Raw genomic sequence first — 21,553 nt, forward strand, 5'->3', positions numbered from 1 at the left:
CGTTGACGGCCGCCGTCTACGGCCAACCCGGATCGGGTGCCCGGTTCGACTGGGGGCTGACCGGGGCGGCCGAGCTCGGCCGGGTCTGCGCGGCGCTGGTGGTGGTGGACGTCCTCTCGTTCACCACCGCCGTGGAGGTGGCCGTCGCCCGGGGCATGCGGGTGCACCCGTTCCCCTGGGGTGAGCAGGCCGCCGAGTACGCCGTCCGGGTCGGTGCGACAGCTGCCGTCGGGCGGCGGCAGACGACAGCTGAACATCCGTGGTCGCTGTCGCCCGCCGCGCTGAGCAGCGCACCAGTGGTGGCGGACCTCGTGCTGCCCTCCCCGAACGGCTCGGCCATCAGCGCCGCCGCCAGCGCCACCGGTCTGCCGGTGGTCGCGGCGTGCCTGCGCAACGCACGCGCCGTCGGGCGTTGGCTGCGCCGCCAGGGGTACGGCACGCTGGACGCCCCGATCGGCGTGATCGCCTCGGGGGAGCGGTGGCCGGACGGGTCACTGCGCCCGTCGGTGGAGGACCAACTCGGCGCCGCCTCGGTGCTGGACGCCCTCTCCGGTGTGCCGGGTGGGCTGTCGGTGGAGGCGGCCATGGCGCTCGCCGCGCTGGCCAGCACCCCGGATCTGCCCGCCGCGGTGCGCGGCAGCGTCTCCGGACGAGAGTTGACCGAGAGCGGCTTCGCCGCGGACGTGGACGTCGCCGTCCGGATCGGCGTGTCGGACGTTGTGCCGGTGCTCCACCAGGGCATCTTCTCCGCCGCCTGACCGAGGGGCCCGTCGCCCGTCCACACCAGCTACGCCTGCCGCCCGTCCAGGCCAGCGACGCCTGCCGCCCGCCCTCGCCTGCTGCCGACCGTGATCCACTCGCGTTTCAGGAAATCGGGGTGTCCGGGTCCGTGGGATAGCCCGACTCCCTGAAACGCGAGTCGATCTTGCCGCAGGTTGGGCGCTAAGTAGGCGGCGCTGAGCAGGGGGCGCTGAAACAGCGGGGCCTGGAGCAGGGTCGCTCCTGGGACGGCCTCTGTCCTGCCACGACGAAACGGCCACCCGAATCTCCGGGTGGCCGTTTCCTGTGCTGTGGTGGGGTCAGTCGTCCAACCAGTCGAGGCGGCGACCGCCGCGCTCCGTCGGTGGCGGCGGCGGTGGGGTGTCCGGTCGGTTCCGCCCAGCGGGCTGGCCGTAGCCGCCCTGGTCGTAGCCCCGGTCGTCGTAGCCGCCGCGCTGCTGCGGAGGCTCCTGGCCGTAGTTGCCGCCCTGGTCGTAGCCGCCGGCCGGTTGACCGTAGCCGCCCTGGTCGTACCCGCCAGCCTCCGGAGCGCCGTACCCGGCGGTCGGCTCGGCGGCGCGGCCGCCGTACGGGGCGGCATCGGGCTGGCCGTACCCCTGCCCCTGCTCCGGCTGGTAGACGCCTGTGGCGTATGGGTCGGCCGGGGCCGGGTACTGGGTGCTGTCGCCGGTGTACCGGCCGGTGGGCTCGTCGAACCGCTCGCCGTAGGCCGCTCCGCCAGCGGGAGCCGGCGGGTAGGCGGCGGTGCCGCCCGGGGCGTCGTAATCACGACCGCCGTAGCCGCCACCGGAGGCCGGAGCGTTGCCGTAGCCACCAGCGGGCGCTGGTGCGCCGCCGTAGCCGGCACCGGAGCCAGGCGCGGCACCGTAGCCGTCACCGGCCGCGCCGTACCCGCCTTCGGGGCCGGCCGGAGCGCCGTAGCCGCCACCGGAAGCGGGGGCGTTGCCGTAACCGCCGGCACCGTATCCACCCGGCGCTGGCTCCTCGCCGTAGCCGGCGCCGCCCCAGCCCTGCTGACCTGCGCCGCCGTACGCCTGGGCAGGCGCGCCGTACGGGTCCGGCGGAACGTCGTCGACCACCGGTCGGTGCATCATCGTCGGGGCCTCGCTCAGCGCCGCGCCGCCGACCATCGTCGGGTCCGCGCCGGGACGACCGCCGACCACCCGGGTCTGGTCGTCGGGACCGCGGAACCCGCCGCGCGAGGACGGCACCACGCCGCCGCCACCGGCACCTGCCGGAGCGTCGTCGTCGCCGTTCTCCCTGCGCTTCATCCACAGCAGCACGATCGTGCCGACACCGGCGGCGACCAGGAGACCACCGAGCAGAATGATGATGTACGAGCTCATGCCGCCGCCGTCGTCCTCGCTGTTCGAGGCGTTCGCCGGAGCACCCTGGCTGGCCTCCTCGGTGGGCTCCTCCTCGGTGCCCTCCTCGGTCGCCTCCTCGGTGGCAGTGGCCTCGGGGGTGGCGGACGGCGTGGCGCTGGGCGTCGTCTCGACCTTGATCGCGAGGCTGAGCCGCTGACCGGTGATGGCCTGCCCGGCGCTGGCGTTCAGGGACTTGAACGCCTTGATGTTGTCGAACGACGCGCCCAGGTCGATCCGGCCGGGTGCGATCGGCTTCTCGGTGGTGCCGGTGAACCGGAAGTCGCCGCTGCCGTTGCTGGTGGCGTCGTAGCGGTGACCGGCGGTGTCCTGGAGGACCACGAACGCGTTCGCCACGGCCTTGCCGTCGCCCTGGGCGACGACCTTGCCGGAGACCGACCGCACGGTCTGGTTCTGCGGCGGCGGCGGAGCGGCCTTGCCCTTCACCGTCAGCGAGACGGTGGCGGTGTCCGGGCCCGAATCGGCCTCGACGGCCACCGTGATGGTCGCGGTCGCGTCGCCGGCGTTGTCGTTCGCCGCGATCCTGACCAGCGCCGACCCTGTCGGGTTGCCCAGGCCGCCACCGGAGAGTTTGACGTCGCCGCAACCACTGGCGCAGCTGACGCCGGACGGCAGGCCGGCGAGGCTGACCTTCGCTGACTCGTCGTTGTTACCCCCAGTGACGCGCACGGTGATTGTGGCGTCGCTGCCGGCGTTTACTGTGACCGAGCCGGGGGAAACGCTGACATCTGCGGCCATTGCTGGTGTGGCGGGGACGGCGAGCAGAGCGCCGGCAACCAGCGCTACGACCACACCGGCCCGCTGCTTCCAGGCACGTCGGTGTGTTGACACGTCCACCGCCTTCCGGGCTGACTTCCCTCTGACCGGCGGGGCGCCGGGCCGGGGATCATCACGGTACGAATACGCCGTCGGCAACTATGCCTTGTCCGACTGCATGAGCGCGACCCAGGGCCAGCGTCGCGTGTCTGGCCTGGGGGTCGTATCGTCCCGTCGTGTCCTCTCCGCACAGTAAGTCCGCTGCCGTTACGGCCGCGTTGTCGGCGCTCGACGAGGGGCGTACACCCGAACGGCCGGTGTTCCGAGAGGCGGTCCGGTCGTTGTTGGCCGTCCTCGCGGAGCGCGCCCCCGGCCGATCGGTGGAGGTGCGCGTTCCACCATACGGGGCGATCCAGTGCGTACCGGGGCCTCGACACACCAGGGGAAATCCACCAAACGTGGTCGAGATGGCCCCGAACACCTGGTTGGAGCTGGCAACCGGCAGGGTTGCCTGGGCGGAGGCGGTCACCGACGGTCGCGTCCAGATGAGTGGCAACCGCGCGGACCTCTCGGCGTATCTGCCCCTCTAGTCGTCCGGTTGTCCCACTCGCCGTGACGCTGAGCAGGGGAATCGTGACTTTCTGTATTGACGCCGATTCGCGTACACTGTCAGGCGATGACAGTGGTCCCGGCAGAGGAGAGTGGATCCGCCCGTGATCCCCGCCCGGCCGGTCCAGACCAGCATGAGGGAGCGGTAGGTGCCCCGAGGCGACGGCCGGCTGAGCCACGACCTTGACCCCCAACGACCTGGCCCCCAGGATGCCTGCGGCGTCTTCGGCGTCTGGGCCCCCGGCGAAGAGGTTGCCAATCTGACCTACTTCGGTCTCTACGCCCTGCAGCACCGCGGCCAGGAGGCGGCGGGCATCGCGGTGAGCGATGGCTCCGGCGTGGTGGTCTACAAGGACCTCGGCCTGGTGGCGCAGGTCTTCGACGAGCCCACCCTGGCGAGCCTGCGCGGTCACCTGGCGATCGGGCACGCCCGATACTCCACCACTGGCGCGTCCAACTGGGAGAACGCCCAGCCGACGATCCGGTCGACCACCTCCGGCACGACCATCGCGTTGGCCCACAACGGCAACCTGGTCAACACTGCCGAGCTGGAGAAGGAGGTCGCCGAGCGCGGCCTCATCGCGGACGGTTCGACAAACGACACCTCCCTGGTGACGATGCTGCTGGCCAGCCGACCGGATCTGTCGGTCGAGGCCGCCGCGCTGGAGGTGCTGCCGCAGCTGCGCGGCGCGTTCAGCTTCGTCTTCATGGACGAGTCGACGCTGTACGCGGCCCGCGATCCGCACGGCGTCCGCCCGCTGGTGCTCGGCCGCCTGGAGCGCGGCTGGGTGGTGGCCAGCGAGACGGCGGCCCTGGACATCGTCGGCGCGAGCGTGGTGCGCGAGGTCGAGCCGGGCGAGCTGATCGCCATCGACGAGAACGGGCTGCGCTCCACCCGGTTCGCCGCGCCGGAGCCGAAGGGCTGCCTTTTCGAGTACGTCTACATCGCCCGCCCGGATGCCACCATCGCCGGGCGCAACGTCCACTCGGCGCGGGTGCAGATCGGCAGGCAGTTGGCCAAGGAGCACCCGGTCGAGGCCGACCTGGTGATCCCGGTGCCCGAGTCGGGCACGCCAGCCGCCATCGGGTACGCGGAGGCGTCCGGCATCACGTACGGCGCCGGCCTGATGAAGAACCCGTACGTGGGTCGCACCTTCATCCAGCCGTCGCAGACCCTGCGTCAGCTCGGTATCCGGCTCAAGCTCAACCCGCTGCGGGAGAACGTCCGCGGCAAGCGGTTGGTGGTGGTCGACGATTCGATCGTGCGCGGCAACACCCAGCGCGCCATCGTGCGGATGCTGCGCGAGGCGGGGGCGCTGGAGGTGCACGTCCGGATCTCCTCCCCACCGGTCAGCTGGCCGTGCTTCTACGGCATCGACTTCGCCACGCGGGCGGAGCTGCTGGCCAACGGGTTGGACAACGACGGCATCCGGCGCTCCATCGGCGCCGACACGCTGGGCTTCGTTTCCCTTCCCGGCCTGATCGCCGCGACCGAGCAGCCGAAGACCAGGTTGTGTCGGGCGTGTTTCGATGGGGAGTACCCGATCGAGTTGCCAGCTGGCAACCTGATCGGCAAGCACGTGCTCGAAGGGGTGGGTCGACGCGTCGCCAACTCGGCGCCGGAGGCCCCGCACACCAACGGCTCGTCCGTCGCCACTCCGGGTGGCGTTACCGCAAACCGCCCGTAGCACCAACCGGCGCGGCCCGGCTACCGCCGGCGGCACCGAGAACCAAAGGGGAGAACCGTGACGCACGTGTCCGAGCGCAGCGGCGCAGGAAGCAGCCCGACCGGCGCCGGCGGTGACCGGCAGCCGTGGACGGGCGGTGCTGGCCGCCAGGCGCGCAAACGCTCGGTCTCGTACGCCGACGCCGGTGTCTCCATCGACGCGGGTGACCGCGCTGTGGAGCTGCTCAAGTCGAAGGTGCGGCAGACCCGCCGTCCCGAGGTGCTCGGTGACCTCGGTGGCTTCGCGGGCCTGTTCCGGCTGGACACGAAGAAGTACAAGAGCCCGATCCTGGCGTCCTCCACGGACGGGGTGGGCACCAAGCTGGTGATCGCCCAGCAGATGGACATTCACGACACGGTCGGCATCGACCTCGTCGCGATGGTCGTCGACGACCTGGTGGCGTGCGGCGCCGAGCCGCTGTTCCTGCTCGACTACATCGCCACCGGCGAGGTCGTGCCGGACAAGGTCGCCGAGATCGGCGCGGGCATCGCCGACGGCTGCCGCTACGCCGGCTGCGCGCTGCTGGGCGGGGAGACCGCCGAGCACCCCGGCGTCCTGCGTCCGGACGAGTACGACATCTCCGCGACCGGCGTGGGCGTGGTCGAGGAAGCCGACATCCTGAGCCCCGAGCGGGTCGAGGTGGGCGACGTGGTGATCGCCATGCGCTCCTCGGGCCTGCACTCCAACGGGTACTCGCTGGTCCGGCACGTGCTGCTGGGCGCGGCCCGGATGCGTCTGGACATCGTGATCGACGACTTCGGTCGGCAGCGGACCCTCGGCGAGGAGCTGCTCACGCCGACCAAGATCTACGCCAAGGACTGCCTCAAGCTGATCGCCGAGGCCGAGGTGCGGGCGCTGTCCCACATCACCGGTGGCGGCATCCCCGGGAACCTGGTCCGGGTGCTGCCCGAGAACGTCGACGCGGTGGTCAACCGGTCCACCTGGAAGCCGCAGCCGATCTTCGACCTGATCCAGACGAAGGGTCGGATCGACGACCACGACATGGAGTCGACCTTCAACATGGGCGTCGGCATGTTCGCGATCGTCTCGGCCGAGGACGCCGACCGGGCGCTGGCCACCCTGACCGGCCGTGGCGTCGAGGCCTGGCAGGCCGGCGAGATCATCGAGGGCACCGGAAACGTGCAGATGGTTGGTCAGCACACCCGAGGCTGATCACCCTCCGGTGATCGTACGGGCACCTGATCAGGGCTTCACCCGAGTGGCCAATGCCGCCTAGCCTGAAGGGCACCCTCAGGCTAGGCGGAGGAGGGCGATGGCTGCTCGGGGACAGTCGTTCAGCGGGATGCGCGGTCTGGCCGCCGTCCCGTCGTACGTCGTGATGCAGCCCACCACCCTCTGCAACCTCGACTGCGCGTACTGCTACCTGCCGTTTCGGGCTGCGGATCGCCGGATGCCGGTGGCGGTGGCCGAGGCGGTCGCGGCCGCTGTCAACCAGTGGGCGGTGAACGGTCGGTTCTCCGTGGTGTGGCATGGCGGCGAGCCCCTGGCCGCCGGTCGGGAGCACCTGGCCGATCTGATCGCCCCGTTCGGGCCAGAGGTCGAGCACCACGTGCAGACCAACGCCACCCTCATCGACGACGACTGGTGTGATTTCTTCACCCGGCACGAGATGCGGGTGAGCGTGAGCGTCGACGGGCCCCGGGCGCGCAACGGCGACCGGGTCAACCGGGGCGGTCAGCCGGCGTACGACCGGATCCTGCGCGGCATATCGGTGCTGCGCCGGCGCGGTCTGCCCTTCTCCGCACTGGCCGTGGTGTCCCGGCCTGAGCCGGGGCTCGCCACCGAGCTGTACGACTACTTCCTCGAGCTGGGCTGCGACGTGCTGGGCATCAACATCGAGGAGACCGAGGGGGTCAACACCCGGGACAACCGCCACGACCCGTCGGCGGTTTCCGCGTTCTGGGCGGAGTTGGTCGGGGCGTGGCGCCGGGAGCCTCGGATTCACCTGCGCGAGATCGAGTGGTCGTTGCGCTACGCAGCGGCGGTGCTCGACAACACGGCGGACGGGGTGCTGCCCCGCCACCTGGACCCGATCCCGACGATCGGTCACGACGGATCGGTGATCGTGCTCTCCCCGGAGTTGGCCGGTTTCACCGACCCTCGCTACGGCGACTTCAGCAGCGGCAACGTGCTGACCACTCCGTTGGCGCAGATCCTCGGCAACGCGGCGGCGACGCCGTGGGTGGGGGAGTTCCTGGCTGGGGTGGAGGCCTGTCGGGCGTCCTGCCCGTACTTCGGCTTCTGCGGTGGCGGCCATGCCGCCAACCGTTACTTCGAGCTGGGGCGTTTTGACGGTACGGAGACCGAGCACTGCCGCAACAGCAAGATCCGCCTATTGGAGGGAGTGTTGGAGCATGCCCGAGACCACCAGTCACCGGCGGCCTGAGCGCGAAGCGGACGACGGAATCACCGAACGGGTGCGGGGCGCGGCTCCTGCGCTCGTCGCGCTGCTCCAGGAGGCCGAGGACGCACGGCGGCTGCGTTCGGAGGTGTCGGGCGCGGAGGGCTCCAGCGCGGTCTGCGCCTGGAACCACTTCGAGAACATCCCGACGTTCTACAACTGGAACAATCGCCCGCGCTGAGGGAGCCGTTGTCAGGGGCCTGTCGAGCGGCCGGAGTGGATCCGGTCGGGCCAGGCCCCTGATCGTCGGCGACTGCACCGCACGGGACGTGCGTGAGCACGCGGGGGTTACCGCGTGCTCAGCTGCGTCGAGAGGTCAGCGGGTCGGACGGACCCAGGGATCCGGATCGTCGTCCGCGTGATCCTCATCATCGTCGTCGACGAACTCTTTAGAGTCGTCGTCGAAGTGGTGCTCAGACTTACCAGCACCCGCCAGTTCGCGCTGCAAAGCGGTGAGGTCGGTGTTCGGGGAGTGGTACTTCAACTCCCGCGCCACCTTAGTCTGCTTGGCCTTAGCACGGCCGCGCCCCATGGCTCGACCCCCTCGCACAGAATGCGGGGCAGCCCGAAGGCGGGCCCCGATGACGTCAGGCATCTCTCGTGGCTCTTACGGTACATGGGGATGCCATCGTTCGGCACCTCGGGTTACCGTCAGCCGGCTCTGCGCGTCGCGTCGATCCGGCCGTCACTCAGTGTACCGGGTAAGGAGCGGAACGGTTAGCACCCGTGACACCGGACAAACCGCATCAAATTTGACCCCGGCTCAGCTTACCCAGCGACGCCCGGCAGCGGGGCCCGGAGGCGGATCTCGTCGATCCGCCTCCGGGGGACGCTCAGCGCAGGTGGATCGCGCGCAGCCGGCCGACGTCCGCCATCCGCCGCTCCGCCAGCCGGTCGGCGGCCACCGCCGGCGGCACGCCCTCAGCGTCAGCCAGGTGCAGGATCTCGCGGGTGGTGTCGTAGATCCGGGTCGCCCGCAGCTTCGCCCTGTCGAAGTTGAAGCCCTCGATCTCGTCGGCCACCTGGATGACGCCGCCCGCGTTGACCACGTAGTCAGGGGTGTAGAGGATGCCCCGGTCGGCCAGCAGCTTCTCGATGCCCGGGTGGGCGAGCTGGTTGTTCGCGGCCCCGGTGACCACCTTGGCGCGCAACGCCTGCACCGTGTCGTCGTTCAGGGCGCCGCCCAGCGCGCACGGCGCGTACACGTCGATGTCCGCGGCGACCAGCGCGCTGGCGTCGTCGACGAGGGTGACCTGCGGGTGGTTGCTGCGGACCCACGTCAGCGCCTTCGGGTTCACGTCGGTGGCGACCACCTCGGCGCCATCCTCCAGCAGGTGCCCGGTGAGGTACTTGCCGACCTTGCCCAGCCCGGCCACGCCGATCCGCCGGCCCCGCAGGCTCGGAGTGCCCCACACGTGCTCGGCCGCGGCCCGCATCCCCTGGAAGACGCCCCAGGCGGTGAGGATCGACGAGTCGCCGGCCCCGCCGTGCTCCACGCTGCGCCCGGTCACGTAGCGGGTCTCCCGGGCCACGACGTCCATGTCCGCCACGTACGTGCCGACGTCACAGGCGGTGTAGTAGCGGCCGCCCAGCGACTCCACGAAGCGGCCGTACGCGCGCAGCAGCGCCTCGCTCTTGATCTGCTCCGGGTCGCCCCAGATGACGGCCTTGCCACCGCCCAGGTCCAGCCCGGCGAGCGCGTTCTTGTACGCCATCCCGCGGGACAGGTCCAGCACGTCGGCGAGGGCGTCGTCCTCACTCGCGTACGGGTAGAAGCGGGTGCCGCCGAGCGCCGGGCCCAGCGCGGTGGAGTAGATCCCGATGATCGCCTTCAGGCCGCTCTGCTTGTCCTGGCAGAACACGACCTGTTCGTGACCGGTCGATACCGGGTCGTCGGTGCTCGCGAATACGCCCATTGTTGGCTCCTACTGTGGTGTGCGTCCTTGTGGGACGCGGACCTGGTGGACCCCGGCGGGGATGCTGCCGGTGTGATCGAGCCTAGTATCGGCGGCCGGGCGGGCGCTCGACGCGCCGCCGCCGTCCCACGGTGCGGCGCGCGTGCTCCGGCCGCTGACCGCGTACGGGCGTGGTTCGTGGGAGGATCGCGCGGTGCCGTCGCTCTTCGCTTCTTACCTGCGCGTGTACGAACCGCTGGCCGCCTTCGATCGAGACCGGCAGAGCTACTGGCGCCGCTATGTCTCGGAGGGGCGCGCGATCGCTCCGGTCGAGGGGCCCGGTCGGCAGCGGACGGCGGTGATCGAGGCGCTGGGTGCTGGCTGGACCCGGCTGCCGGACCTGCCGGAGGAGGCGTACGTCCTGGAGACGGACGACGGCCTGTTGGTCTGCCCGTGGAACCTGCGCATCCGGGTCGCTGAGGCGGCGCTCAGCGCCCGGGACGGGGTGCCCTCGGTGCTCGCCGACGCCTTCGTGCCGCCGGTGCTGGCCGGGCAGGCCAGGGCGGTGGTGGACGACTGGCGCAGTGGCGCCCGGGTGCTGGAGCACGGGGTGCCCCGGGTGCACGAGCAGATCGCCACCTGGGGCGTACCGCTGCGGTGGTTCGTGCTCTTCGACCCGGCGGAGCGGGACCTGGTCACCCAGCCGGGCCGGCGGGCGTTGCGCTACCGCACCGAGATCTCCAAGGCTCGACGTCGCTCGTCGCGGGCGCTGTCGGTGCTGCGCAAGTCGGTGGGCGAGGCGCCGATCACGGAGGCGGTGGAGGAGGCGGCCCGCTGGCTGGAGGAGTTCCATCCGCGGTCGGTGGTCGAGTTGGACTACGGCGGTCTGGTCGACCTGCTCTCCGACGAGACGCTCGCCGCTGACGACTCGCCCGAGCTGGTCGCCAGCGGCCTCGCGGGGCTGTCGCGCGGCGAGGCCGAGGAGGCGTCGGCCGCGTACGACAAGTTGGTGGCTCGGTGGCGCGCGGTGCAGCTGTTGGAGCGGTGCAACTAGGGCATATCACCCTAGGAGCGCTCCCAAGGTGAGTTGTACTCGTAGTTGACGCATCACGAACCGTGATCATGAGTCCGAATAAGGTACTTTCTGCCGTGTAAAAGTCGTAAAAATCGGGCATGGTTCATCCGTCCGTCTAGGGACCTTCATCCGTTCGGCCCATGTCGGACATCGGGGACTAGCCGGACCATGGGAGACGCGTCGGCCGGCGGGACCCCGGCCGATGTCTATACATGTGGAGGAGTGACCGATGGCATCGCGAACGCACGAACCAGAGCCGCTACTCACGCCGGCCGAGGTGGCGTCGATGTTCCGGGTCGACCCGAAGACGGTGACCCGGTGGGCCAAGGCTGGCAAGCTCAGTGCCATTCGCACCCTGGGTGGCCACCGTCGGTACCGTGAGTCGGAGGTCAGGGCGCTCTTGCAGGGCCAGATCCCGCAGCAGCGGCAGGGCGACTGAGCAGGCAACAGTTCTTCGTCAGGGGCGGTGGATCTCGATCCGCCGCCCCTTTCGTATGCCCCGCCGGGCACGACCCGGCAGCGGGTCAGTCAGCGCCGTGGCTCGGCCAACGTCACCCGGATGCCGACAGTGCCGCCCTCGCCGCGACGCAACCGGCTACCCAGCAGACTCAGCCGGCCGATCAGGCGGTACTTGTGCTTGAGTAGGTCGCGGACCCGACCGGTGTCACCGCCCCCGTAGATCGTCGCGTGAGCTGGCACCTCCGCCCCATGTGGCCGACCCCGCACGTCGCACGGCGCCACTGTCACCTCACCGTTGCGGCGGATCCGTTTCACCTTGCCCGAGTCGGCCCGCGTCCAGACCGCAAGCGCCTCCCCGTCGCGCACCGCCCAGACCGGGGTCGGCACCGCCCGACCGTCCTTGCGAAAGGTCGTGAGCAGGATGTACTTCTCGGCCGACAGCCGGTCCAGCGTGGTCACGCCGCCAGGATACGGCCGGCGCGGGCCACTGAGTGGCCGGATAGCGTGAACGTCGTGACTGTTGAGCCTCTAATCGGTGACGTGGTCGGCGAACTACTGCGGGACACGCTCGCCGTGGCCACCGGGGTGGGTCCCCGACCCCTGGTCGGTGGTCGACTGCCCCGACCGGTCATCGAGATCATCGAACGGGACGACGGTCTGATCAACGGCGCCCCGTCCGCGCACTACCTGGACGGGCCGGCCGAGTGGCAGCCGTACGACCACCGCGCGGTGGACCGGGCGCACGGCGAGACGCTGGACATCGGCACCGGAGCCGGCCGGATCGCGCTGCGGCTCCAGGAGCGCGGCGTACCGGTCACCGGGCTGGACACCTCAGCGGGCGCGCTGGAGGTGAGCAGGCGTCGCGGTGTCCGGCGGCTGGTGCACGGCACCGTCGACACGCACGTCGCCGACGGGTCGCGGTACGACACGTTCCTGCTGCTCGGCAACAACCTCGGGCTGTTCGAGGGGCGGGAGCGGGCTCCCGAGTTCCTGGCCGCGCTCGCCGCGCTGGCCCGACCGGGGGCGCAGATCATCGCGCAGGGCACCGACCCGTACGGCACCCGCGATCCGCTGCACACCGGCTACCACGAGCGCAACCGTCGGCGCGGCCGACTCGGTGGCCAGCTGCGGCTGCGGCTGCGCTACCGCGAGTTGAGCACCGACTGGTTCGACTACCTGGTCTGCTCGGCGGACGAGTTCGCCAGCCTGGTGCACGGCACCGGTTGGCGGCTCACCGATGTGGACGACAGCGACGCCCCCTACTACCTGGCCACCCTGCGCCTCGTCGACTGAGCGGGACGGCCCCGCTCTCCGCCGGGCGGAGAGCGGGGCCGTCCGTACGTCTCAGACCTGGACGGTCGGGGGGAGCTGCTCGGGCGGAAGGCCGCCGTCGCCGTCGACCACCTCGTCCGGTTGGCCGTCCTCGTCGATGTCGACCATGGTGATGTCCACCTTGCCGTCACCGTCGGTGTCGAACTGGAACAGGTCCGCCTTGCCGTCGCCGTCGGTGTCCACCACCCACACGTCGGTCTTGCCGTCGTTGTTGGTGTCGGCGCGCAGCAGTTCGACCCGCTCGTCGCCTCGGGTCTCCACGATCTCCCCGTCGGTGACGCTCTCCGGTGCCTGGCTCATGTCGATGCGGTCCTTCCCTCGGTTGACTGGCCGTCATTACCCGATCCGGCGCTCCCCCACGCATGGGCCGGGCCGCCGCGCTGTCTACTGTCGCACCATGAGCGAGCGGAGCGGGCGGGACACCCGGGCCGGCGTAGCGGGGACCCCGCGCGTCGGCGGGCGGGACAGGGAGGCGTGATGAGCGATCGTTTCGTGGTCGTCGGTGCCGGCACGATGGGGCTTGGCATCGCGTACGTGGCGGCCGGCGCCGGGCACGCCGTCGAGTTGGTCGAGGTGGACCCCGAGCGGGGTGCGGCCGCGCTGAACCGGCTCGCCGAGCTGTGGGAGCGGGCGGTGCAGCGCGGAAAGCTGAGCGCCGACCAGGCCGCCACGAACCGGCAGCGGGTGACGCTGCGCCCGACCCTCGCCGAGGTGTCTCCCACCCCCGAGGTGATCGTGGAGGCGGTGCCGGAGCGCCTCGACCTCAAGCGCGCGGTGCTGCGGGACGCCGCTGCGCTGCGACCGGCTCTGCTGGGCAGCAACACGTCGAGCATCGCCATCGGTGATCTGGCCGCCGGGCTGGACGCGTCCGAGCGCTTCCTCGGCCTGCACTTCTTCAACCCGGTCTGGGCGATGGCGCTGCTGGAGATCGTGGTCGGCCCGGCCACCGCCGAGGAGACCACCGCCGCTGCCGTCGCGCTCGCCGGCCGGCTCGGCAAGGACCCCGTCGTCGTACGCGACATGCCCGGCTTCGCCACCTCCCGGCTCGGGGTCGCCCTCGGGCTGGAGGCGATCCGGATGGTCGCCGACGAGGTGGCCAGCCCGGCGGACATCGACAAGGCCATGGTGCTCGGCTACCGGCACCCGATCGGGCCGCTGGAACTCACCGACCTGGTCGGCCTCGACGTGCGGCTGGACATCGCCCGCACCCTCCAGGCCGCTTACGGGGACCGCTTCGCGCCACCCCCACTGCTGGTGGAGATGGTGACCGCGGGGCGGCTGGGTAAGAAGTCCGGGCAGGGCTTCTACCGCTGGAGCGGCGGGGTCAAGCAGTGAGCGCCAGGAGTGAGCTTGCGGGCCCCGCGGTCGCGAACGGAAGGTGGGCCCAGTGAGCGGGTTACGGATCGAGGAGCGGCCGGACCGGCTGGTGGTCACCCTCGACCGGCCGGAGAAGCGCAACGCCATCGACGCCGACCTGATCGCCGAGCTGCACCAGGTCTGCGCCGAGTTGGAGGCGCGCCCGCGCCTGCTGCTGCTCACCGGTGGGGCGGCGGGCATCTTCGCCGGTGGCGCCGACATCGGCCAGCTCCGCGAACGGGGCCGCACTGACGCCCTCGCCGCGATCAACTCGGCCGCGTTCGCCCGCATCCGGGCACTGCCGATGCCGACAGTGGCGGCCGTCGACGGCCCGGCGTTGGGCGGTGGCGCGGAGCTGGCGTACGCGTGCGACCTTCGGGTGTGCACCGCGCGGGCGGTCTTCGGGCAACCGGAGGTGCGGTTGGGCATCCTGGCTGGCGCCGGCGCGACCCACCGGCTGCCCGCGTTGATCGGCGAGGGCCGGGCCAAGGAGCTGCTTTTCACCGGCCGGCGGGTGGACGCCGCGGAGGCACTGCGGATCGGCCTGGTGAACCGGGTGGTGGACGAGCCCGGCGAGCTGCTGACGGTGGCGCACGCGTTGCTGGACGAGATCGCGTTGGGCTCACCGTTGGCGGTGCGACTGACCAAGCTGGCGGTGGACGCGCCGGCCGCCGCGCACCCGCATCTCGACCTGGTCAGCCAGGCGGTGCTCTTCGAGGACGACGAGAAGCACCGCCGGATGACCGAGTTCCTGGAGCGTCGCCGACCGCGCTGAACCCGCGTACCAGAAACGGCCGCACCGGCGGGAAGCCGGTGCGGCCGTCGTGGGTTTCGGGTACCGCCTACTGCCGGATCTGCACCCCGGCGTCGGCCAGGCCACGGATCACCTGGGCGGACTCACCGAAACCGATGATCAGCACGGCGTCCGCGCCGAATTCCTTGATCTGCTTCGCGCCGCCGCTGAAGTCGACCGGAGCGGCCTTCGCGTCGGCCGGCGGCTCGTACGTCAACAGCTTGAGCCGGTCGTTGGCGATACCGGCCTTCTCCAGTTCGTCGCGGACGGTGCCCTGCAGGCCCTCACCGTAGGAGTCCTTACGGGCGACGATGACGATCTTCTGCGACCCGTCGCGGAGGATCACGTCGGCCAGCGCCCGGCCCTGGAGGCTGTCCGGCGGGGCGGTACGGAAGTAGAGGCCCTGGTCGTCGACGTCGGTCAGGCTGCTGTCAGTGTTGGACGGGGAGAAGAGGATCTTCCCGGCCTGCACCACGTCCGGCAGCACCGCCCGGGAGATGCCCGAACCGCCGGCACCGATGATCACGCTGACGCCGTCCGCCACGTGCTTGGCAACCGTCGCCTTGGCCACCGCCGGGTTGGTGCCGTCGTCGCCGTCGAGCCACGTCACCGGCTTGCCCAGCGCGCCGCCAGCGGCGTTGATCTCCTTGATCGCCAGCGCGGCGCCGGCGGCCATCGGCGGGTAGGCGATCGAGAGGTCACCGGTCTTCGGCAGCAGGCCGCCCAGAATCAGCGGCTCCTGGTCGGCGGAGGCGCCACCCGGGCGCTGCTTCTTCGGCTTCGGCGGCGTCTTGGTGCTCGCCGCCGACTCGATGCCCGCGCCGACGAACTCGGTCTTGCCGTCGTTGATCTGCTGCCCGTCGAAGGTCAGCGTGGCGTAGCTCGCGGTGGCCGGCTCACCCTTGTCGGTGAAGCCCGCCCGGGTCAACGACACGCCGCGGTACTCGATGTCCTGCCCGTTGCGGGCCAACGCGAGACAACTGGCCGGGTCCTCGCAGCGCTGCCCGTCGTTGGTCACGGCGACGATCTGCTTGGTGATGGCGGCCGGGTCGGTGCTCCCGGCCAACTGGGCGGCGAGCACGGCGATCACCACCGCGTCGTACGTCTCGGCCGAGTACACGTAGTCCGTCAGCGCCGGATTGACGGCCCGTAGCCGGCCCTTGAAGTCGTCTGGCAGCGGTACGAGGGGCGTGGTGCCCTTCATCCCGTCGACCAGACTCGCCCGTTCCTTCAACTCCGCAGGATAGGAGTTGAGCATGTTGCCGTCCGTGCCGTAGAGGCGCACCTGTTGAGCGCTGGCCTCTTCGGGCTTGTCATCCCCGCAAGCGCTTGTGGCGAGCAGGATCGTCGCGCAGGCAGCCAGTGTGGCTACCCGCGAGCGGCGTGATACGAACATGGTCGTCCTTCCTCCGGCGAAGGTCCGCTGCGCACATTAGCGTGCCGAGGCCGGCGGCGGGACCGTGGAGGTGGCGTAATGCGCAGGTAGCTCGCGTTGAACACGGACAGTGACGGTCGCGGGCGGCGCTTGACCACCCGTCCTACTGTGCGCTGCGTGACGGACCTACCACAGCAGACGTTCGATGACGCGGCCGCCGTGCTCCGTTCGGCGCTCACCGGCGATGGAGACGCGGTGGTGGGAGCGTTCGACGCGGTCGTCGACCGGGACGGCCTGGACGGCGCGTACGACGTCGCCTGGTGCCTGGCGGCGACCATGCTCGGCGACGCGCCAGCGGCCAGCGGGGCGGCGCTCGACTTTCCGGGCATCGATCAGGCCGGGTACGACACCCGCTGGGTGGCCCGCTTCGTCAGCGCGTACGCGAACCGGGACGAGCCGACCGGGGAGGCGCTGTTCGGCGCTGCGGCCGCCGACGGCCTGCTCCCCGACTGCCTGCTCACACTCGCCGGCTCGACGATCGCCACCCTGCGCAGCCGCGCCGGGTGAACCGACGCCGGGTCGCGGCGTCCGTCGGGGGGGCGGACGCCGCGACGGTGCGGGTCGGTCAGAACGCGTGGTACGCGATCAGCGGTTCGTACTCGTACCGCAGGTTCTCGAAGCGGACCCGGAAGTTGACGCCGTCCCGGACATTGGTCGCCACAGTGATCCAGCCCGAGTTGGCCGGCAGGTAGGTCCAGTAGTTGCAGGCGCTCGTCTTGTCAACGAAGATCACGCACGCGTCGGTGGCGTACACGCTCGCGTTGCGCACGTTGATGTCGCGACAGCGTGTCGTGGTGCGGTACTGGCCGGCCGAGCCGCCGTAGCGGCCGGTCTCGAAGTACGACCGGACCGCCCCGCCGTAACAGGTGGCGAGCGGGGCGAACACGTTCGGCCCGGAGCTGATCGGTGTGGTCGGCTCCGCCTGCGCGGGCGTGCCGACGGAGAGCAGCGCGGTGGCCGTGGCGACGGCGAGCAGACGAGCGGTCGGGGATGGCATCCGTTCGTTCCTCCAAACAGTTGGTTGACCGTCCGTATCGGACTGATCATCTGGCCGTGACGATGATACGTATCGATCGATTGCCGCGCGGCCCCGATGTCCGGCCCGTGTGGTAGCTCTGTAGGCATGTCCGAGGCCATGCTCAGCAAGGTGCGCAAGCTGCTGGCCCAGGCCGAGGACCCGGCCTGCACGCCGGCCGAGGCCGCCGCGTTCACCGCCAAGGCGACCGAGCTGATCGCCCGCTACGGCGTCGACAGGGCCCTGCTCGCCGCCCGGGACCCGACCACCGACCCGGTCGGCGACCGAGTGCTGGACGTCGTCGCCCCGTACGCCCGCGACAAGGTGGGCCTGCTCGCCGCGGTGGCCGAGCCGCTGCGCTGCCGCTGCGTACGCCGTCGGCGAGGCAACGGCTTCGCCCTGCACCTCTTCGGCTTCTCCAGTGACCTGGAACGGGTCGACCTGCTCTTCACCTCGCTGCTCGTGCAGGCGGCCCACGGCCTGGCCGCCACCGAGGTGCCAGCGGACGACCACCCCGCCGCCTTCCGCCGCTCCTGGCTGGCCGGCTTCGCGGAGGTGGTCGGAGGGCGACTCTGGGCGGCGGAGTCGGCGGCGGCCAGCGAGTCGGGCACACAGTCGATGGCCCTGGTGCTGGCCGACCGGTCCGACCGGGTGCAGCGCCGGCTCACCGAGGAGTACCCACGGCTGCGTACCGCACCGCCACGTCGGTTGGGCGGCACCGGCTTCGGTTCAGGGGCGGAGGCCGGCCAACGCGCGAACCTCGGTGGTCGGGACCTCGGCGGCGCCGCAGCCGGTCGGCGGCTCGGCCGGTGACCCGGTAGGTCGTCAGGCCGCCGTGCTGGGGCGGTGACGCGACACAGTGGCGACGTACCGGGTGAGCAGCTCGTGCCAGCCGGCCGTGAGCGCCTTGCGGTAACCCTCGGCAGCTTCGCCGTGCCGGTCGAAGTGCCGGTGCTCCAGCTCGACCCGGGTGTGTTCCGGCCCCTCGGCATGGAACAGCACCTCGACCTCGCTCGCGCGGGCCGGGTCCGGCACCGGCGCCCGGTCGGGGCCGATCTGCCACACGAAGACCAGCCGGCGAGGCGGATCCCAGGTGAGCACCCGGCCCCAGTCGGCGCGGAAACCGTACGGGCCGATCTCGTAGAGCATGCCGCCGGCCCGAGGCTCCATGCCCAGCTCGGCCAGCGCGTCCGGGCCGGACCAGGTGTATTCGGTGACCCACCAGTCGGTCAGCTCGTCGGTGAAGACCGCGAACGCGTGCTCGGCGGAGCCCGGGACGAGCAGGCTGCACCGGAGAGAGAACTGGCCGACGTCCTGCCGGATGTCGGCCGGATCAGTCAATTCCTGTCCCATAGGCCCGGACCATACCGGCTGATGCCTCGGTGTGCAGCTTCGCGCGGTGCCCGGTTCCAGACAGAGGGTCGTCGAGCCGTCACTGACGGGATGGCCCGCCGGAAAGCGGGTAACCGCGCCCGACGGCCCGGACGACCCGGCCGGTGTGCAGGTGGGGCGGGAGAGCATGAGCGAGAGCGGGCAGCAGCGGGAACCGGACCGGAACGTCGACAGCGGGAACCCGGACGTCCTGCTCGACATTCCGAAGGTCTCCGTCGACTCCATCCGACTGGCGGTCGACGGTCTGGAGGCCGATCTGTCGCTGCGGGCCCGGGTGGCCAACCTGCTCCAGGTCGACGCCGGCGTACGGGTGCACCTCAACAGCGGCGAGTTGAACATCGACGGGGTGAACGCCGAGGCGCAACTACGGGTGCGGTTGGAGCAGCTGACCAGAATCCTGGGCCGCGCCCTCGACACGCTCGACCACAACCCGCACATCATCGAGGCGCTCGCGCGCACGGCAGTCGACGACGTGAACCGCAGCGCCCAACAGGTGGCCGCGGGCGCAGCGGAGATCAAGGCGTCGAGTCGACGCCCGGACGCCGTACGCGACGAGCCGGGCCAGTATGTCGGCGCGGCCAGCCCGGTGGCCGACCGCCACCGACTGGGATCCGACCGACCGGGTCCAGCTCGGCCACTGGGTGCTGGCCCGGGTCCGGATCGCCCGGGTCTCAATCAGTCCGGCCCAGGTCGTTCGGGTTCTGATCGGCCGGATGCGGGTCGACCCGGGGCTGGTCCGGTCGGCTCGGGACCCGGTGCCGGCGGACCTGGGCCGCGAGCTGGCGGCCCGGGGCTTGCCGACCAGGCGCATCCGCAGGGCCAGCAGCCACAGGGCCAGCATGCGCAGGGTCAGCACCCGCAGGGGCCGCAGCCTGAGGGGCGGCGGCCTGAGGGCCCGCATGCGCAGGGTCAGCAGCCTGAGGGGCGGCATCCGGAGGGTCAGCAGCCTGAGGGGCGGCGGCCTGAGGGTCAGCAGCCAGATGGACGGCAGCCGGAGGGCGGCGCGCCAGGTGGCAACCGCCCGGAGGGCCAGCGGCACGAGGGGGCGCGTCACCCCGCTGGAGAGCGGCCCGAAGGCGCGGGTGACGGAGCGCACCCGGCGGGGCGGGACCAGCGGCGCCCCGAGGGGTCGACGGGGCCGACCGCCGGGCAGACCGGCAACAAGTCCGGCCAGTCGGCTGGGTCCGGTCCAAGCCCGTCCGGAGGTGGCGACGGTGGTCTTCCGGGCGCGGCGCAGGCTGCCGCGCAGAGCGCAGCCCAGTTCGCCGAGCAGGCGGGGGAGACGCTGCGAGAGGCCGGACGCAGCGTGTGGGAGGCGATCCAGGGCAGCGTGGCCCAGCATCGCCCGCAGGGTCGCCGCGACCACTGACGCCGCGCGGTCGTGCGTCACGCCCACCGCCCGCTGCGTCACGTCCGGGCCCACCGCCCCGACGCGGCGGCTCCCCCGGGCATGATCGACTCGGTTTCCTTGAATACGCGGTGTCGCGCCTACTGGGACACCGCGACTTCAAGAAAGGCGTGTTGATCACGCAGGCCGGGCGGGGGTTGGTCGCGCAGGCCGGGCGGGGGTTGGTCGCGCAGGCCGGGCGGGGGCGGTCGCGCAGGCCGGGCGGGGGCGGTCGCGGCCGGCGGGGGTTGGTCAGGTAGGCCGGCGGAGGGTGTCGGCGATAGCCCAGGAAGTCGCCCACGCGGAGGGTGGCGGGTGTGGTCGTCACTGGAAGCGACCCGCCAAAAGCAAGATCCCCACCTGCGTTTCCGCTGGCGGGGACCTCTGTAGCCCGGCGAAAGGCTATGTGGCCAGGGGCGGGGTCGAACCGCCGACCTTCCGATTTTCAGTCGGACGCTCGTACCAACTGAGCTACCTGGCCGTGTCGCTCGGCTCATGTTACCCGCCAACCGGACGAACCGGCGGCAAGGCGACCTGCTCCGATACGCAGAACGCCGCGCGGGGCGCGGCGTCGGCGCTGCGGTCCTGACGGGACTTGAACCCGCGACCTCCGCCTTGACAGGGCGGCGAGCACTCCAACTGCTCCACAGGACCTAGCTTGTGTTGCCCGGCTTGCGCCGGTCTTGCCTTGCTCCGGCTTGCGCCGGTCGTGCCCCCAACGGGATTCGAACCCGTGCTACCGCCTTGAAAGGGCGGCGTCCTGGGCCGCTAGACGATGAGGGCGGCCCCGCCATCATTGCACATTCGCAACTTCAAGCGGACTTGCTCCCATCCGGCCCCGCCGGAGGCTTGGAAAGCATACGTGATGCTCCGTCGGTCGACAAAATCGGTATGGGCAAGGGCTTCAGGCGGGTCATAACCGCAGGTCAGAGCGGTTCTATCGGAGTGGGGTGATGCCGAAGCGGTGCTTCAGGTCGGCGATCAACTTCGGGCATGCGGCGAGTGTCGCGGCCCGATTACCGCCCCCGTCGTGCAGAAGAACTATCGCACCGGGTCGGGTGGCGGAGTGGACACGCTTGCCGATCGTGGCGGCGGTCGGCTTGTCCCAGTCCTGCGGGTCGACCGACCAGTGCAGCGGACGCATGCCGAGGTCCTTGGCCACCCCGACCACTTCCGATGTCCACCGGCCGCCGGGCTGCCGGTAGAACGACACCTTCGCGCCGGGAGCGGCCTTCTGGATGGCTTTGTTGGTGCGGTCCAGGTCGGCCCGGATCTCGCCGACAGGTCGACGGGCGAGTTCGAGGTCGTGTCGCCAGCTGTGGTTGCAGAGCTGGTGTCCCTCCCGGACGATCCGCCGGACCAGCTCCGGGTGACGCTGCACCTCGCGGCCGACGACGCAGAAGGTCGCCGTCACCTTGGCGGCCTTCAGTTGGTCGAGCACCTTGGGTGTCCAGGCCGGGCTGGGCCCGTCGTCGAACGTCAGGGCCACCGGACGTACGCCGGTGTTGCGTCCCAGGCCGGTGGGGAGCTTGGCCGGCAGCGGCCGCAGTGGCGGCTTGGCCGGCTTGGTGACGCTGGGGCGTGGTTTCGGGGTGGGCGGCGTGGTTGATTCCACCGGCCGTGGGGCACCGACGGGTGCGATGGTGCGCTTCGGCTGGGCACAGCCGGAAAGGAGCAGCGCCACGGCGAGGACGGACGCCAGGATGGCGCGGGCTTGCATCTGCTCGCTCCCGGA

General features: G+C 71.1%; 23 protein-coding genes and 3 tRNA genes. 14 read left to right on the forward strand and 12 right to left on the reverse strand.

Annotated features, from left to right (window positions below; translation table 11 throughout):
* Positions 1-2: 2 nt before the first annotated feature.
* Positions 3-758 (forward strand): 2-phosphosulfolactate phosphatase, encoded by a 756-nt coding sequence (locus AB0B98_RS05325; protein WP_357268410.1) that lies wholly within the window; start codon positions 3-5, stop codon positions 756-758.
* Between the two features lie 321 nt (positions 759-1,079).
* Here the strand turns inward: AB0B98_RS05325 and AB0B98_RS05330 are convergent, their stop codons facing one another.
* Complete coding sequence (locus tag AB0B98_RS05330; protein WP_357361077.1) at positions 1,080-2,996, reverse strand: carboxypeptidase-like regulatory domain-containing protein; 1,917 nt, start codon at positions 2,994-2,996, stop codon at positions 1,080-1,082.
* Between the two features lie 161 nt (positions 2,997-3,157).
* On the opposite strand from AB0B98_RS05330, the gene AB0B98_RS05335 reads away from it, so the two are divergent.
* The 5 genes from AB0B98_RS05335 (at position 3,158) to amcA (ending at position 7,860) form a co-directional block, all read left to right on the forward strand.
* A complete protein-coding gene (locus AB0B98_RS05335; RefSeq protein WP_244218736.1) occupies positions 3,158-3,511 on the forward strand; it encodes a sterol carrier family protein in 354 nt (117 codons plus the stop codon).
* A gap of 168 nt (positions 3,512-3,679) precedes the next feature.
* Positions 3,680-5,218 carry an amidophosphoribosyltransferase gene (gene purF, locus AB0B98_RS05340; RefSeq protein ID WP_091396045.1) on the forward strand — a complete coding sequence of 513 codons (1,539 nt, stop codon included), beginning with the start codon at positions 3,680-3,682 and terminating at the stop codon, positions 5,216-5,218.
* A 57-nt stretch (positions 5,219-5,275) separates the two neighbouring features.
* On the forward strand, positions 5,276-6,430 hold the full coding sequence (gene purM / locus AB0B98_RS05345) for a phosphoribosylformylglycinamidine cyclo-ligase (protein WP_238672768.1): 1,155 nt from the start codon (positions 5,276-5,278) through the stop codon (positions 6,428-6,430).
* 130 nt (positions 6,431-6,560) lie between these two features.
* Positions 6,561-7,664, forward strand: a complete 1,104-nt coding sequence (amcB, locus tag AB0B98_RS05350; protein WP_357361142.1) for a cyclophane-forming radical SAM peptide maturase AmcB — start codon at positions 6,561-6,563, stop codon at positions 7,662-7,664.
* A complete protein-coding gene (gene amcA / locus AB0B98_RS05355) occupies positions 7,633-7,860 on the forward strand; it encodes a multiple cyclophane-containing RiPP AmcA (protein ID WP_357361079.1) in 228 nt (75 codons plus the stop codon). Before amcB ends, amcA begins: the two co-directional genes overlap by 32 nt.
* A gap of 135 nt (positions 7,861-7,995) precedes the next feature.
* Here amcA and AB0B98_RS05360 read toward each other — a convergent pair whose 3' ends face one another.
* Together AB0B98_RS05360 and AB0B98_RS05365 are read right to left on the reverse strand one after the other, a co-directional pair.
* Positions 7,996-8,211 carry a DUF3073 domain-containing protein gene (locus AB0B98_RS05360; RefSeq protein ID WP_030332207.1) on the reverse strand — a complete coding sequence of 72 codons (216 nt, stop codon included), beginning with the start codon at positions 8,209-8,211 and terminating at the stop codon, positions 7,996-7,998.
* 301 nt (positions 8,212-8,512) lie between these two features.
* Positions 8,513-9,595: a Glu/Leu/Phe/Val dehydrogenase dimerization domain-containing protein gene (locus tag AB0B98_RS05365; protein ID WP_357361081.1), complete on the reverse strand. Its 1,083-nt coding sequence runs from the start codon at positions 9,593-9,595 to the stop codon at positions 8,513-8,515.
* A 193-nt stretch (positions 9,596-9,788) separates the two neighbouring features.
* Between AB0B98_RS05365 and AB0B98_RS05370 the strand changes: the two genes are divergently transcribed.
* Together AB0B98_RS05370 and AB0B98_RS05375 are read left to right on the forward strand one after the other, a co-directional pair.
* The gene (locus AB0B98_RS05370) at positions 9,789-10,628 is read left to right on the forward strand and encodes a hypothetical protein (RefSeq protein ID WP_124853509.1); all 840 of its coding nucleotides are present in this window, start codon (positions 9,789-9,791) and stop codon (positions 10,626-10,628) included.
* A gap of 250 nt (positions 10,629-10,878) precedes the next feature.
* On the forward strand, positions 10,879-11,088 hold the full coding sequence (locus AB0B98_RS05375) for a BldC family transcriptional regulator (RefSeq protein ID WP_007073996.1): 210 nt from the start codon (positions 10,879-10,881) through the stop codon (positions 11,086-11,088).
* 89 nt (positions 11,089-11,177) lie between these two features.
* On the opposite strand, the gene AB0B98_RS05380 is transcribed toward AB0B98_RS05375, so the two are convergent.
* A complete protein-coding gene (locus AB0B98_RS05380; protein ID WP_357361083.1) occupies positions 11,178-11,567 on the reverse strand; it encodes a PPOX class F420-dependent oxidoreductase in 390 nt (129 codons plus the stop codon).
* A 54-nt stretch (positions 11,568-11,621) separates the two neighbouring features.
* Here AB0B98_RS05380 and AB0B98_RS05385 point away from each other — a divergent pair, with 54 nt between their 5' ends.
* Positions 11,622-12,401, forward strand: coding sequence for a class I SAM-dependent methyltransferase (locus AB0B98_RS05385; RefSeq protein ID WP_238672772.1), 780 nt, complete (start codon positions 11,622-11,624; stop codon positions 12,399-12,401).
* A 51-nt stretch (positions 12,402-12,452) separates the two neighbouring features.
* Here the strand turns inward: AB0B98_RS05385 and AB0B98_RS05390 are convergent, their stop codons facing one another.
* The gene (locus tag AB0B98_RS05390; RefSeq protein WP_091396025.1) at positions 12,453-12,740 is read right to left on the reverse strand and encodes a hypothetical protein; all 288 of its coding nucleotides are present in this window, start codon (positions 12,738-12,740) and stop codon (positions 12,453-12,455) included.
* A 177-nt stretch (positions 12,741-12,917) separates the two neighbouring features.
* Between AB0B98_RS05390 and AB0B98_RS05395 the strand changes: the two genes are divergently transcribed.
* Together AB0B98_RS05395 and AB0B98_RS05400 are read left to right on the forward strand one after the other, a co-directional pair.
* On the forward strand, positions 12,918-13,775 hold the full coding sequence (locus tag AB0B98_RS05395) for a 3-hydroxyacyl-CoA dehydrogenase family protein (protein WP_357361085.1): 858 nt from the start codon (positions 12,918-12,920) through the stop codon (positions 13,773-13,775).
* A gap of 52 nt (positions 13,776-13,827) precedes the next feature.
* The gene (locus AB0B98_RS05400) at positions 13,828-14,571 is read left to right on the forward strand and encodes an enoyl-CoA hydratase/isomerase family protein (protein WP_091396017.1); all 744 of its coding nucleotides are present in this window, start codon (positions 13,828-13,830) and stop codon (positions 14,569-14,571) included.
* A gap of 67 nt (positions 14,572-14,638) precedes the next feature.
* Here the strand turns inward: AB0B98_RS05400 and AB0B98_RS05405 are convergent, their stop codons facing one another.
* A complete protein-coding gene (locus AB0B98_RS05405; protein WP_238672774.1) occupies positions 14,639-15,985 on the reverse strand; it encodes an ABC transporter substrate-binding protein in 1,347 nt (448 codons plus the stop codon).
* A 156-nt stretch (positions 15,986-16,141) separates the two neighbouring features.
* Here AB0B98_RS05405 and AB0B98_RS05410 point away from each other — a divergent pair, with 156 nt between their 5' ends.
* Positions 16,142-16,531 carry a hypothetical protein gene (locus AB0B98_RS05410; protein WP_238672775.1) on the forward strand — a complete coding sequence of 130 codons (390 nt, stop codon included), beginning with the start codon at positions 16,142-16,144 and terminating at the stop codon, positions 16,529-16,531.
* Positions 16,532-16,589: 58 nt separating this feature from the next.
* Here AB0B98_RS05410 and AB0B98_RS05415 read toward each other — a convergent pair whose 3' ends face one another.
* The gene (locus tag AB0B98_RS05415) at positions 16,590-17,021 is read right to left on the reverse strand and encodes a hypothetical protein (RefSeq protein WP_357361088.1); all 432 of its coding nucleotides are present in this window, start codon (positions 17,019-17,021) and stop codon (positions 16,590-16,592) included.
* A gap of 126 nt (positions 17,022-17,147) precedes the next feature.
* Here AB0B98_RS05415 and AB0B98_RS05420 point away from each other — a divergent pair, with 126 nt between their 5' ends.
* Positions 17,148-17,852, forward strand: coding sequence for a DUF2786 domain-containing protein (locus tag AB0B98_RS05420; protein ID WP_238672777.1), 705 nt, complete (start codon positions 17,148-17,150; stop codon positions 17,850-17,852).
* Positions 17,853-17,864: 12 nt separating this feature from the next.
* Here the strand turns inward: AB0B98_RS05420 and AB0B98_RS05425 are convergent, their stop codons facing one another.
* A complete protein-coding gene (locus AB0B98_RS05425) occupies positions 17,865-18,392 on the reverse strand; it encodes an SRPBCC family protein (protein WP_238672778.1) in 528 nt (175 codons plus the stop codon).
* A 46-nt stretch (positions 18,393-18,438) separates the two neighbouring features.
* Between AB0B98_RS05425 and AB0B98_RS05430 the strand changes: the two genes are divergently transcribed.
* Positions 18,439-19,800, forward strand: coding sequence for a hypothetical protein (locus AB0B98_RS05430; RefSeq protein WP_357361091.1), 1,362 nt, complete (start codon positions 18,439-18,441; stop codon positions 19,798-19,800).
* A gap of 425 nt (positions 19,801-20,225) precedes the next feature.
* On the opposite strand, the gene AB0B98_RS05435 is transcribed toward AB0B98_RS05430, so the two are convergent.
* The 4 genes from AB0B98_RS05435 to AB0B98_RS05450 all read right to left on the reverse strand — a co-directional run bounded on the left by AB0B98_RS05435 (position 20,226) and on the right by AB0B98_RS05450 (position 21,538).
* Positions 20,226-20,299 (reverse strand) — tRNA-Phe (locus AB0B98_RS05435).
* Positions 20,300-20,398: 99 nt separating this feature from the next.
* Positions 20,399-20,472: transfer RNA gene (locus tag AB0B98_RS05440), tRNA-Asp, on the reverse strand.
* Between the two features lie 56 nt (positions 20,473-20,528).
* Positions 20,529-20,601 (reverse strand) — tRNA-Glu (locus AB0B98_RS05445).
* Positions 20,602-20,755: 154 nt separating this feature from the next.
* Positions 20,756-21,538 (reverse strand): polysaccharide deacetylase family protein, encoded by a 783-nt coding sequence (locus AB0B98_RS05450; RefSeq protein ID WP_238672780.1) that lies wholly within the window; start codon positions 21,536-21,538, stop codon positions 20,756-20,758.
* Between the last annotated feature and the right edge of the window lie 15 nt (positions 21,539-21,553).

Source organism: Micromonospora sp. NPDC048947, from assembly GCF_040649495.1.
Classification (GTDB): domain Bacteria; phylum Actinomycetota; class Actinomycetes; order Mycobacteriales; family Micromonosporaceae; genus Micromonospora; species Micromonospora alfalfae.

Excerpts from the sequence above, each read along its gene's own strand:
- AB0B98_RS05395 (WP_357361085.1), top strand. The coding sequence starts at position 12,918 with ATGAGCGATCGTTTCGTGGTCGTCGGTGCCGGCACGATGGGGCTTGGC.
- AB0B98_RS05415 (WP_357361088.1), bottom strand. The coding sequence starts at position 17,021 with ATGCCATCCCCGACCGCTCGTCTGCTCGCCGTCGCCACGGCCACCGCG.
- AB0B98_RS05390 (WP_091396025.1), bottom strand. The coding sequence starts at position 12,740 with ATGAGCCAGGCACCGGAGAGCGTCACCGACGGGGAGATCGTGGAGACC.
- AB0B98_RS05405 (WP_238672774.1), bottom strand. The coding sequence starts at position 15,985 with ATGTTCGTATCACGCCGCTCGCGGGTAGCCACACTGGCTGCCTGCGCG.
- amcB (WP_357361142.1), top strand. The coding sequence starts at position 6,561 with ATGCGCGGTCTGGCCGCCGTCCCGTCGTACGTCGTGATGCAGCCCACC.
- AB0B98_RS05420 (WP_238672777.1), top strand. The coding sequence starts at position 17,148 with ATGTCCGAGGCCATGCTCAGCAAGGTGCGCAAGCTGCTGGCCCAGGCC.
- AB0B98_RS05425 (WP_238672778.1), bottom strand. The coding sequence starts at position 18,392 with ATGGGACAGGAATTGACTGATCCGGCCGACATCCGGCAGGACGTCGGC.
- AB0B98_RS05365 (WP_357361081.1), bottom strand. The coding sequence starts at position 9,595 with ATGGGCGTATTCGCGAGCACCGACGACCCGGTATCGACCGGTCACGAA.
- AB0B98_RS05450 (WP_238672780.1), bottom strand. The coding sequence starts at position 21,538 with ATGCAAGCCCGCGCCATCCTGGCGTCCGTCCTCGCCGTGGCGCTGCTC.
- AB0B98_RS05360 (WP_030332207.1), bottom strand. The coding sequence starts at position 8,211 with ATGGGGCGCGGCCGTGCTAAGGCCAAGCAGACTAAGGTGGCGCGGGAG.
- amcA (WP_357361079.1), top strand. The coding sequence starts at position 7,633 with ATGCCCGAGACCACCAGTCACCGGCGGCCTGAGCGCGAAGCGGACGAC.
- AB0B98_RS05375 (WP_007073996.1), top strand. The coding sequence starts at position 10,879 with ATGGCATCGCGAACGCACGAACCAGAGCCGCTACTCACGCCGGCCGAG.